The following is an 11,330-nucleotide window of genomic DNA, read 5'->3' as shown; positions in this document are numbered from 1 at the left end:
GTCAATTAGGTTGGTGTAGTTAAGGCGGGTGTTCACCTCTACCATTTCGAACAGAGTCGTTAAGCCCCGCACTGCCGATGGTACTGCTGTCATAAGCGGGAGAGTAGGAAGATGCCACCTATTGAAAACAGCGAAAGCCTGTCCCACAAGGACGGGCTTTTTGCGTTTTGATATTGTAGATACTCAATAAGCATTACTAGATCAATTAACTTTAGACCATTATTTCACATAGATCAATGGATAAGATCCGGAGTTACTCGATGCGTATTTTCCAGTTTTTACTAGCCTGTTTTATCATTCCAATCATTCCAGGTTTCTCTCAGATAAATGATCCTGTCGACTTAATTAATCCGCTGATGGGTACAGCCTCCAAACCTAGCCTATCTACAGGAAACACCTACCCATCCATTTCCCTGCCATGGGGTATGAACTGCTGGATGCCACAAACCGGCAAAATGGGCGATGGTTGGGCCTACACCTACGATGCGGATAAGCTTCGTGGATTCAAACAGACACACCAGCCCAGCCCCTGGATCAACGATTATGGACAGTTTGCCATCATGCCGATCACGGGTAAATTACGGTTCAATGAGGATGAACGGGCCAGCTGGTTCTCGCATAAATCGGAAACGGCAAAACCGTATTACTACAAGGTTTATCTGGCCGATCACGATGTAACTACAGAAATAAGTCCAACAGAGCGCGCGGCTGCTTTACGGTTCACATTTCCGCAAACTGAAGAGGCTTATGTCGTGATCGACGCACTGGATAAGGGTTCGTACGTGAAGATCATTCCGAGTGAAAATAAAATTATCGGATACACGACTAAAAATAGCGGGGGCGTACCGGATAATTTTAAAAATTACTTCGTCATTCAGTTCAACAAGCCCTTTGCGAACACGGCTGTATGGCATGATAAACTGTTGGAAGCTAAAGAACTCGAACAGAAAGCAGATCATGTTGGTGCGGTTGTTGGCTTCAAGACCAGGAAAGGAGAACAGGTTTACGCTCGTGTGGCTTCGTCGTTCATCAGTGCTGAGCAAGCCGAACGCAATCTGGATGAAATTGGTAAAGACTCATTCGATGCCGTTAAGGAGAAAGCAAAAGCCATCTGGAATAAAGAATTGAGTAGAATTTCTGCCGAAGGAGGCACCGACGAGCAACTCAAAACTTTTTACTCCTGTCTGTACCGGACAATGCTTTTCCCCCGTAAATTCTACGAACTGGATGCTGCGAAAAAGGTTGTTCATTACAGCCCTTACAATGGCCAGGTTTTACCGGGTTATATGTTCACGGATAATGGATTCTGGGACACCTTTCGGGCCGCTTTTCCGCTTTTCAACTTAACTCAGCCTACCCTGAATACGCACATCATGGAGGGCTTGGTAAACGCGTACAAGGAAAGTGGGTTTCTGCCGGAATGGGCCAGCCCAGGCCATCGGGATTGCATGATTGGCTCGAACTCGGCGTCTATTATTGCCGATGCTTATTTAAAAGGCGTTCGAGGGGGCTATGATATCAATACCTTGTATGAAGCCATCCTGAAGAATACAGAAACAGAAGGACCCCTTACTTCCGTGGGTCGCAAAGGTGCCAGCTATTACAACAGACTTGGCTATGTACCCTACGACGTGAAGATTAATGAAAATGCAGCCCGAACGTTGGAATATGCCTATGATGATTTCACAATTTATCAACTGGCGAAGGAGTTAAAGCGTCCGCAGGCGGAGATAGATCGTTTCGCCAAACGGTCACAAAATTACCGTAATCTTTTTGACCCGAGCACAAAGCTCATGCGGGGGAAAAACGAGAATGGTACCTTTCAAGCCCTGTTTAACCCATTTAAGTGGGGGGATGCTTTTACGGAAGGTAACAGCTGGCACTATACCTGGTCCGTTTTTCATGATGTACAGGGGTTGGTTGGGCTGATGGGTGGACGTCAGGAGTTTGTGAACATGCTGGACTCCGTTTTTGTGGTGCCTCCCGTTTTCGATGATTCGTATTATGGGTCTGTTATTCATGAAATCCGCGAGATGCAAATTATGAATATGGGCAACTACGCACATGGCAATCAGCCGATCCAGCACATGATTTACCTGTACAACTATGCCGGTCAGCCCTGGAAAACGCAGTATTGGTTGCGCGAAGTAATGAATCGACTGTACCAGCCTACCCCCGATGGCTATTGCGGAGACGAAGATAATGGACAAACATCCGCCTGGTACGTATTTTCGGCCATGGGCTTCTACCCCGTCTGCCCCGGCACGGATCAATATGTGTTGGGTGCTCCGCTATTTAAGAAAATAACGCTGAAACTGGAAAACGGAAAGACATTGACCATTAATGCGCCAGCGAACAGTGTGCAGAACCGCTACGTTAAGGCACTTAACGTGAACGGAAAGCTATACAATCCTAATTGGTTAAGCCACAAGGAATTGATGCAGGGTGCCCGGCTGGACTTTCAGATGATCGACAAAGCCAACACGCAACGTGGCACGGGCGCAGCCAACTTCCCCTTTTCGTTTTCGTCAGACAAAAAATAAAAGAAAGCGAGTTCTGGATAGCATTTGGCCTTCCGGAACTCGCTTTCCTGTTACACGAGATGGTTCGCAAACTCGTCAAGATTTGATCCACCAAAGTCCCCGGAACTCATCAGCAAAAAAATATCGGCGTCGTTGCGGTGCCTGGATAGAAAGGAATGCAACTCATCCGGTGTAGTCAATACGGTCAAACCGGACTTGTCAAAAGCCGAAAACACGTCGTTGACCGTTATAGCCTCAGGATTACCTTCTGACGCATGTTCATCAATGTAAACTACTCCATAGTCAGCGGCCTCTAATGTGCCTTTATATTGCTCTAAAAAGGCTTTATTTAAGCTACTGAACGTATGAAGTTCAACAATTGCCATTAGTTTTCTGCCGGCGTACTGTTGCTTAACAGCTTCCGTTGTTGCCTCCACCTTAGCGGGGGAGTGGGCAAAATCGCGGTAAACAAATCGCCCATTGTTTTCGGCCAGTTTCTCCAGCCGCATGGCTACATTCTTAAACGTTGGGATGGCTTCATAAAACTGCTCTTCCGTAATGCCAATGCGATCGCAGAGGGTCATGGCCCCGGCAATATTTTTCAGGTTGTGCTGCCCAAAAATCTGTACGGGTATTTTTACCCCTTTCTTGGTCAGCAAAACGGTTTGCCCATCAACAATGGCGCTTGGGTGCGGTAAATAGGGAATTTTTGTAATATCTGCGCGATCTTTCTGCCCAATAACATCGAGCATGTCGTCTGATTCATCGAAGATCAGAATGCCCGCTTTAGGCATGGCTTCGGCCAGCAACTCAAAAGCATCGACGTACTCATCCCAGGTTGGGTAAATATTCACGTGATCCCAGGCAATCCCATTAATTAGGGCAATGTGTGGCTGATAGTGTAAAAACTTTGGCCGGGTATCAACGGGCGATGAAGGGTACTCATCGCCTTCTAAAATAATAATTGGTGCATCGGGTGTTAACCGGGCCAGGGTTTCAAACCCTTCTACCGGCTCACCGACCAGGTAATCGAACTTCCGGTTGTGGAATTTCAGTACGTGCAGAATTAAGGCCGTTATCGTTGTTTTGCCATGGCTTCCGGCAATCACGACCCGCTGTTTCTGCTGGCTCTGCTGATACATGAACTCGGAATAGGAATAAATTGGCAAGTCCAGCTCCAAGGCCCGAATAAGCTCAGGATTGTCTTTACGCGTGTGCGTACCAACGATAACAGCCTCTAACTGAGTCGTTATTTTATCGGAAAACCAACCCGATTCCGCTGGCAACAGACCATGCCGTTGCAAATGAGTCCGTGATGGTTCGTGAATTTGATCATCGGAGCCAGTGATGGTATACCCTTGTTGTTGAAGTGCCAGGGCGAGATTATGCATAGCACTGCCGCCAATGGAGATAAAATGAATAACCTGAGACATTCGGTAAAATCAATCAGTGTCGAGCGACAAAAGTAGACGTTCTTTTGGTTTGAAGAAAGATGACAATCCGTTGATGGAGAAAGTATGTTTCCACACTATTAAATTTCTGCTATTCCCGAATCAAACCCCCTACTTTTTCGTTGACTATGGTGCGCATGTCCTTTCTTTGGAAAGCCCGATTTTCGGGGTCAATTTCGCAGCTGTTTTTTCAAATTAAAACCGCAACGGCCTGTATCCTGTTAACGGACCGGGCCGCAGCAGGAAACCCCATTTTATGCTCTAAACGCAGGGATGAAGACATACTATGATCTGATTGACCAGACGTTCGAGTTCCCCACGCGGGAATTCAATGTTGAGAACAATGAACTGATGTTCAATAATGTTCCGCTGATGGACATTGTCAAGGAGTACGGTACGCCCTTGAAACTGACCTATCTACCAAAGATTACGGAGCATATTGAACATGCCAAAATATTGTTCAAGAATGCGATGAAGCGGTATAACTACAAGGGCAATTACACCTATTGCTATTGTACGAAGTCGTCTCATTTTCGATTTGTGCTCGACGAAGTTCTGAAGAACAACGTACACCTCGAAACGTCCTCGGCTTACGACATTCAGATACTGAGGGAGTTATACAAATCGGGTAAGATTAACAAAAGCACGTATATCATTTGCAACGGGTACAAACGTCCGCTTTATACCCAATACATCAGCGAACTTCTCAACGAAGGCTTTACCAATTGTATTCCGGTTCTCGACAACCTGAAGGAAATTGAAGCCTATGAGAATTCGGTAACGACTGATACAGTGAATTTTGGTATCCGGATCGCTACCGATGAGGAGCCGAACTTTGCGTTCTATACGTCGCGTCTGGGTATTCGGTACAGCGATGTAAACGAACTGTATCGGAGTAAAATCCAGCCAAATGAAAAATTCAAGCTGAAAATGCTGCATTTTTTCATTAACACGGGTATCAAAGACAGTGCCTACTACTGGAGCGAGCTAAGCCGGTTCATGTACAAATACTGCGAATTGCGGAAGATGTGTCCCGACCTTGACTCCATTGATATCGGAGGGGGGATGCCCATACAAACGTCGTTCCAGTTCACGTACGATTACCAGGCCATGATCGATCAGATTGTGGAAAGTATTCAATGGATTTGTAACAAGAACAATGTACCGGTACCGCACATCTTCACGGAGTTCGGCTCTTATACGGTCGGCGAAAGTGGGGCGGTCATTTATAAAGTAATTGATCAGAAACTGCAGAACGATAAGGAGTTGTGGTATATGATTGATGGATCGTTCATTACGCAGCTACCCGACTCATGGGGCTTGGGTCAGAAATACATTATGCTGTCGGTCAACAACTGGGACAATCCCTATCAGAAAGTCAATCTGGGTGGTCTGACCTGCGATTCACACGATTTTTACAACACTGAAGCGCACAGCGCCGACTTATACCTGCCCATTTTTGATCAGGAGGCCGAAGACCAGTACATTGGTCTTTTCCATACGGGTGCTTATCAGGAATCATTGGGCGGATACGGCGGTATTCAGCATTGCCTTATCCCCGCTCCTCAACACGTTATCGTCGATAAGGATGAACAGGGTAATCTGAGAACCCGGCTGTTTGCACCCGAACAGAATAGTGAGGTGATGCTCAAAATTCTGGGTTATGGTGGCGCTGAACCTGGTATGACAGAACTCGAAGCAACGGAAGCCGCCGAGGAGCGCGAAGAAGAAGCGGAGTTAGTAAAAGAAGAAAATTAAACGTTAGTTTTTGTCGGGCTACGCAGCTGAACGACGGAAGTTGCTGTAGCCCGACAAAAAATTAACAGGCTGTACAGTTTTTGGCACTATATTCGTTTATCAATCTGAAGGTTAGGGCAAAAACGGAGCTATAGATTCATGAAAAAATTACTGATTTTGGGTGCCGTACTGGCAACGTTAACGCTTGGGTCGTGCTCGCGCAAGTCTAATTGTCCTGCGTACGGCAGTGTACAAAAATCTGCGCCAAACCAGATTCGGGCGTAGTAAAAACATTTGATCGTAAAAAAGAACCCCAACTTGTTTAAAAGTTGGGGTTCTTTTTTACGCATACTTCAGTACAAATTGAGACGCTTCCAGGAGGCTGGTCGCACAGCCATCGTACTCAGTGGAGGGTTTTGGCTCATGAGCAATACGAACGGTTCGTACACCGACGCGCCTGCCCGCCTGCATATCCCGAAGCGCATCCCCGATCATCCAGGATACGTCCGGTTCAATGTCATACTTAGCTATAGCTTTTTCGAGCAGTAACGAACCAGGTTTTCGGGTAAGTGATTCGCTGTCGTAGCTGGGGTGGTGAGGGCAGTAGTAAATATCGTCAATCAACTGACCGCACTGATCCTGTAAATACTTATAACAGGTCATCACATCGTCGCGGGTATACAGTCCCTTCGCGATGCCTGCCTGATTTGTGATAACAATCAGCAGGTAGCCCGCATCTTTCAACAAACGAAGTGCTTCGGGTACCCCCTCGGGAATGATAAAATCCTCGATTCGATACACATAGTCCGTTCGGTCCTCGTTCAGTACACCGTCTCGGTCTAAAAATATACACTTGTTCATTGATGACAGAAGTTGTTATGTAAAAAGCAATAATACAATTATTTGACTTATTAATTGTATTATTGCTTTGAAAATTATTAATAAATACCACCAGATAGGGCGAAATCTTTCGTCTTGATCAGTTGGACTATGTTGACCGGGTAATGGTTTATACGCCTAAGTCTCGCAATCGTTGCTCCAACGCCTGAATTTTAACATCAGCATCGGCGAGTTTTTGGCGCTCCCGCTCAACAAGATCTGGTTTGGCATTCGCAACGAACTTCTCGTTCGATAGCTTTTTGAGCGTCGATTCACGGAAGCCAATGTTGTAATCCAATTCCTTACGTGTGTTGACCATCTCTTGCTCAACGTCAATTTCTCCGGCAATGTTGACAAAGAACTCGTCGCCTTTAATCAGAAAAGATAGCGCCAGCCGATCGGCAGAAGTGGCCTGCGTTTCACCCTCTACCTTGTCGCTGACGTAACTGACAGCCGAAACATTGGCCATTTTCTTGACTAGCGGCCCGAGTTTTTCAAACCGGTCCGGCGAACTGGTTTTAATGGCCAGCGGAAGTTCGGTCTTGGGCGAAATCTGCTTGGCATTGCGAATATTGCGGATGTTGGAAATTACGTCGAACAGTGTGTCAAAGTCCGTCAACAGGTGCTCGTCAACCGGTCCGGCTTTAGGAAACGGTGCGATACAAATGCTGTCACCGGTTTGCCGTTCGCGAATGTCCTGCCAGATTTCTTCGGTAATGAATGGCATAAACGGATGAGCCAACCGCATCAGTCGTTCAAAGAAATCGATCGTAGCCTCGTACGTAACCGAATCTATTGGCTGTGGCGTACCCGTCTCTGAATCAAAGGGCGGTTTGATCAGTTCGAGATACTGCGAACAAAAGTCATCCCAGATCAACTTGTAAACGGCCTGCAAGGCGTCAGAAATACGGAATTTGCTGAAATCATCTTCGATTTGGATCAGCGTTGCATTCAGTTTGGATTCAAACCATTGGATAGGTAGGGACGCAATCCCTTGCGTCTCTTGGCCGGATGGATTTTGCTGACGCACAGGAGACGCAAGGGATTGCGTCTTTACTGTCCAGCCTTTAACCAGCCGAAAAGCATTCCAGACCTTATTACTGAAATTCCGGCCCTGCTCCACCAGTTTTTCGTCGAACATCAGGTCATTCCCCGCGGCCGAACTGAACAGCATACCCGTGCGCACGCCATCGGCTCCGTACTGGTCGATGAGGTCGAGCGGGTCCGGCGAGTTACCCAAGGATTTCGACATCTTTCGACCTAATTTATCGCGAACGATACCCGTCAGGTAAACATTTTTGAACGGCGCTTCTCCCCGGTATTCGTACCCGGCAATAATCATCCGGGCCACCCAGAAAAACAGGATTTCGGGCGCTGTAACGAGATCATTGGTCGGGTAGTAATAATTAATGTCGGCGTTATTGGGATCTTTCAAGCCGTCAAAAACAGAGATGGGCCATAGCCACGATGAAAACCAGGTATCCAGCACGTCTTCATCCTGCGTCAGATCGGCTTCGGTCATGGCGAAGAGCAATTTTTCATGCTGCACTTTTTCCAGAGCTTCGTGCTTGTTTCTGGCAACGATCACTGTTCCGTCCTGCATGTAAAAAGCCGGTATCCGCTGGCCCCACCACAGCTGACGGCTAATGCACCAGTCGTGGACGTTCTCCATCCAGGAGCGGTACATGTTCTTGAACTTGGGCGGAACGAGCTGAATGGTATCGTCCATCACGTTCTTGAGCGCGGGCTTCGACAGATCGTCCATTTTCAGGAACCACTGCAACGAGAGTTTCGGCTCAATAACGGCTCCGGTCCGCTCCGACGTACCCACGTTGGATTTGTAGTCTTCGGTTTTCTCCAGATTTCCGGATTCATCCAGCAACTTGATAATGGCTTTTCGGGCGGCAAAGCGATCCATACCCACCAGAATCTGGGCCTTCTCATTCAGCGTACCATCGTCGTTGAGAATATCCAGTACGGGCAGGTTATGCGTAATTCCCAACGCGTAGTCATTCGGATCGTGGGCGGGGGTTACCTTGAGGCCACCCGTTCCGAAATCCATCGTTACGTACTCATCCGTAATGATAGGAATCTCGCGATGGATGAGCGGAATAATGGCTTTACGGCCGTGCAGATGCCTGAAACGCTCATCGTTCGGGTTAACGGCAATAGCCGCATCGGCCATGATTGTTTCCGGCCGGACAGTAGCGATGGTGATGAATTCCTGGCCGTTGCTCCCGGCTATTTCATAGCGGATATAAACCAGCTTCTGCTGAATTTCCTTCGTGATAACTTCCTCGTCGGATACCGCTGTTCGTCCCTGCGGGTCCCAGTTAACCATCCGAACGCCCCGGTAAATCTGGCCTTTCTCGTAGAGGTCTACAAACACATCGATTACGGAGTCGTACAAAGGCGGTTCCATCGTGAAACGAGTCCGGTCCCAGTCGCAGGAAGCCCCCAGCTTCCGAAGCTGCGACAGAATGATACCTCCGTACTTGTGCGTCCATTCCCAGGCGTATTCCAGAAATTCGTCCCGGGTCAAATCCTTCTTGTCGATGCCCCGCTCTTTGAGCATGGCCACTACTTTGGCTTCGGTAGCAATACTGGCATGGTCCGTTCCGGGTACCCAACAGGCGTTCTTGCCTTCCATACGTGCTTTCCGGACCAATACGTCCTGAATCGTATTGTTGAGCATATGGCCCATGTGCAACACACCCGTCACGTTCGGGGGCGGGATAACGATGGTATAAGGTTCGCGTTCGTCCGGAACAGACTTAAAAAATTGGTTATCAAGCCAATATTGATACCACTTGGCTTCAATTTCCTGGGGGGCGTATGTTTTTGAAATCATAGATCAGTTGAAATCCTGTCTCCCGTTATCGTATACATGGTTTGTGTAGCAAAAACCGACGGCGAGCACTACGGATAAAAAGCAAAATTAACTAAATTGGGTAGGGCGAAAAAACGAAAGCGGGTCTTTACCAGTTTTACCTGCACACTTCATGAATAGGCACCCATGGAATTCGGGAAAACACACAACCCAGATACCGTCAATTTCGACTTACCGCCGGGAGCGGCCTTCAATGGTCGAATTTGGGCGGCCGTCGAACCGTTACCCGTCAGCGATCGGTACAAGCCAGTTGTTTTTATCGGTGGTCCTGTCTGGGCCAACAAAGATTACGTTGGGAAAGTGTACCCAACCCATGCCAAAGACAAAGATTTTCTGCATTACTACACCCGGCAGTTCAATACCATTGAATTGAACCTGACGCACTATCAGATTCCTACGCCGGGCATGATCGAAAAATGGAAATCCGAAGCAACGGAAGGATTTACCTACTGCCCCAAGTTTCCGCAGGCGATCAGTCACGAACGCCATTTGATTGCGGCTGAAGGCCTGACCGAAGAATTTGTGAATGCGGTGCTGAGTCTGGAAGAATTTCTGGGTATGACGTTTCTGCAACTGCCACCCACCTTTGGGCCGGATAAGTGGCCGGTTCTGGAAACCTACCTGAAAAGTCTGCCCGATGAACTTGATGTAGCGGTGGAGTTTCGCCATCCGGACTGGTTCAGCAAAGCACCCGTCTGGCAGCAAACGCTTGAGCGACTTTATGGCCTGCATCGGCATGTGGTGATCACCGACGTTGCCGGTCGGCGGGATGTGCTGCACATGGGCCTGAGCAGTCCTGTTCTTACGTTGCGGTTTATTGCCAACGAAGGCCATCCAACGGATTACACACGAGTTGATGCCTGGGTACAGCGACTGAAAACTTGGTTTGACAAAGGGTTACAGAAAGCCTATTTGTTTGTTCATGGTGGTGGCGATAATGACACGGCCCCCGAACTGATTCTATACTGGGTTCGCGAGTTAAACAAACATTGTGGCCTCAACCTGCCCGAACCCGTTTTGCAGCCGAAAGTCGTGCAGGGTAGTTTGTTTTGATTTAAGTCCGTGAGCGTTACCTTTGCCTTATGATTTTACAGACAGCAACGCATTGGCATCACCATTCTGAGCGGTAACGCGGCAGAACGAGATGCGCTTGTTTGTGGATTTGGTGAGATACTCCTGATTAACACACTATACAAAGCTCGGTTCTGCCAAGGAACCGGGCTTTTTTCATGCATGAAAACAGTAATTATCAAATACAATGCAGGCAACGTTCAGTCGGTCATGTATGCCCTGGAACGGCTGGGCGCCAGCTACCTGCTAACCGATGATGAGGCTGAAATCCGCTCGGCCGACAAGGTTATCTTTCCCGGTGTGGGAGAGGCCAGTACCGCGATGGCTTACCTGCGCGAACGGGGCCTCGATAAACTGATTCCATCCCTGAAACAGCCTGTGCTGGGTACCTGTGTTGGTATGCAACTGATGTGTCGCTACTCGGAAGAGAGCGACACGACCTGTATGGGCATATTCGACGTTGATGTTCGGCGGTTTCCGAACGAGCCGGGCTTTAAGGTGCCGCATACGGGTTGGAACAACATTCACTCGCTACAGGGGCTGTTAACGCAGGGATTGACCGACAACGCGTACGTTTATTTTGTGCACAGTTTTGCCGCTGGTATTTGCTCCGAAACAACGGCCGTTTGCGATTATGTCCGGCCATTTAGTGCCATGCTGCACCGCGATAATTTTTACGCAGCTCAGTTCCACGCCGAAATCAGTGGAAACGTTGGGCAGCGGATTCTGGAGAATTTTCTGACCTTATAATGCGGCCGGGCTGGTATTTCAGCCTCCTGT

7 protein-coding genes and 1 rRNA gene are annotated in these 11,330 nt (G+C 48.1%); 5 read left to right on the top strand and 3 right to left on the bottom strand.

What is annotated here, in order from left to right; genetic code table 11:
• Positions 1-9: 9 nt before the first annotated feature.
• Together rrf and ACYU87_RS15525 are read left to right on the top strand one after the other, a co-directional pair.
• Positions 10-120: ribosomal RNA gene (gene rrf, locus ACYU87_RS15530) — 5S ribosomal RNA — on the top strand.
• Between the two features lie 116 nt (positions 121-236).
• Positions 237-2,543: a GH92 family glycosyl hydrolase gene (locus tag ACYU87_RS15525; protein ID WP_461134974.1), complete on the top strand. Its 2,307-nt coding sequence runs from the start codon at positions 237-239 to the stop codon at positions 2,541-2,543.
• Between the two features lie 50 nt (positions 2,544-2,593).
• Here the strand turns inward: ACYU87_RS15525 and ACYU87_RS15520 are convergent, their stop codons facing one another.
• On the bottom strand, positions 2,594-3,955 hold the full coding sequence (locus ACYU87_RS15520; protein WP_461134973.1) for a UDP-N-acetylmuramate--L-alanine ligase: 1,362 nt from the start codon (positions 3,953-3,955) through the stop codon (positions 2,594-2,596).
• A gap of 291 nt (positions 3,956-4,246) precedes the next feature.
• Here ACYU87_RS15520 and ACYU87_RS15515 point away from each other — a divergent pair, with 291 nt between their 5' ends.
• Entirely contained in the window at positions 4,247-5,731 is a 1,485-nt protein-coding gene (locus tag ACYU87_RS15515; RefSeq protein WP_461134972.1) for a type III PLP-dependent enzyme domain-containing protein, read from the top strand.
• A gap of 321 nt (positions 5,732-6,052) precedes the next feature.
• On the opposite strand, the gene ACYU87_RS15510 is transcribed toward ACYU87_RS15515, so the two are convergent.
• Together ACYU87_RS15510 and ACYU87_RS15505 are read right to left on the bottom strand one after the other, a co-directional pair.
• Positions 6,053-6,571: a D-glycero-alpha-D-manno-heptose-1,7-bisphosphate 7-phosphatase gene (locus tag ACYU87_RS15510; RefSeq protein WP_461134971.1), complete on the bottom strand. Its 519-nt coding sequence runs from the start codon at positions 6,569-6,571 to the stop codon at positions 6,053-6,055.
• Between the two features lie 148 nt (positions 6,572-6,719).
• Complete coding sequence (locus ACYU87_RS15505) at positions 6,720-9,440, bottom strand: valine--tRNA ligase (RefSeq protein WP_461134970.1); 2,721 nt, start codon at positions 9,438-9,440, stop codon at positions 6,720-6,722.
• Between the two features lie 165 nt (positions 9,441-9,605).
• Here ACYU87_RS15505 and ACYU87_RS15500 point away from each other — a divergent pair, with 165 nt between their 5' ends.
• Both ACYU87_RS15500 and hisH read left to right on the top strand, forming a co-directional pair.
• Complete coding sequence (locus tag ACYU87_RS15500; protein ID WP_461134969.1) at positions 9,606-10,532, top strand: DUF72 domain-containing protein; 927 nt, start codon at positions 9,606-9,608, stop codon at positions 10,530-10,532.
• A gap of 180 nt (positions 10,533-10,712) precedes the next feature.
• The gene (hisH, locus tag ACYU87_RS15495; RefSeq protein ID WP_461134968.1) at positions 10,713-11,300 is read left to right on the top strand and encodes an imidazole glycerol phosphate synthase subunit HisH; all 588 of its coding nucleotides are present in this window, start codon (positions 10,713-10,715) and stop codon (positions 11,298-11,300) included.
• Positions 11,301-11,330: the final 30 nt, after the last annotated feature.

It is taken from the genome of Spirosoma lituiforme, from assembly GCF_054776635.1.
This window is presented reverse-complemented; position numbering and strand designations above follow the sequence as displayed.

What these genes read in the sequence shown, in the direction of transcription:
- ACYU87_RS15520 (WP_461134973.1), bottom strand. Translation starts at nt 3,955, where the DNA reads ATGTCTCAGGTTATTCATTTTATCTCCATTGGCGGCAGTGCTATGCAT.
- ACYU87_RS15525 (WP_461134974.1), top strand. Translation starts at nt 237, where the DNA reads ATGGATAAGATCCGGAGTTACTCGATGCGTATTTTCCAGTTTTTACTA.
- ACYU87_RS15505 (WP_461134970.1), bottom strand. Translation starts at nt 9,440, where the DNA reads ATGATTTCAAAAACATACGCCCCCCAGGAAATTGAAGCCAAGTGGTAT.
- hisH (WP_461134968.1), top strand. Translation starts at nt 10,713, where the DNA reads ATGAAAACAGTAATTATCAAATACAATGCAGGCAACGTTCAGTCGGTC.
- ACYU87_RS15515 (WP_461134972.1), top strand. Translation starts at nt 4,247, where the DNA reads ATGAAGACATACTATGATCTGATTGACCAGACGTTCGAGTTCCCCACG.
- ACYU87_RS15510 (WP_461134971.1), bottom strand. Translation starts at nt 6,571, where the DNA reads ATGAACAAGTGTATATTTTTAGACCGAGACGGTGTACTGAACGAGGAC.
- ACYU87_RS15500 (WP_461134969.1), top strand. Translation starts at nt 9,606, where the DNA reads ATGGAATTCGGGAAAACACACAACCCAGATACCGTCAATTTCGACTTA.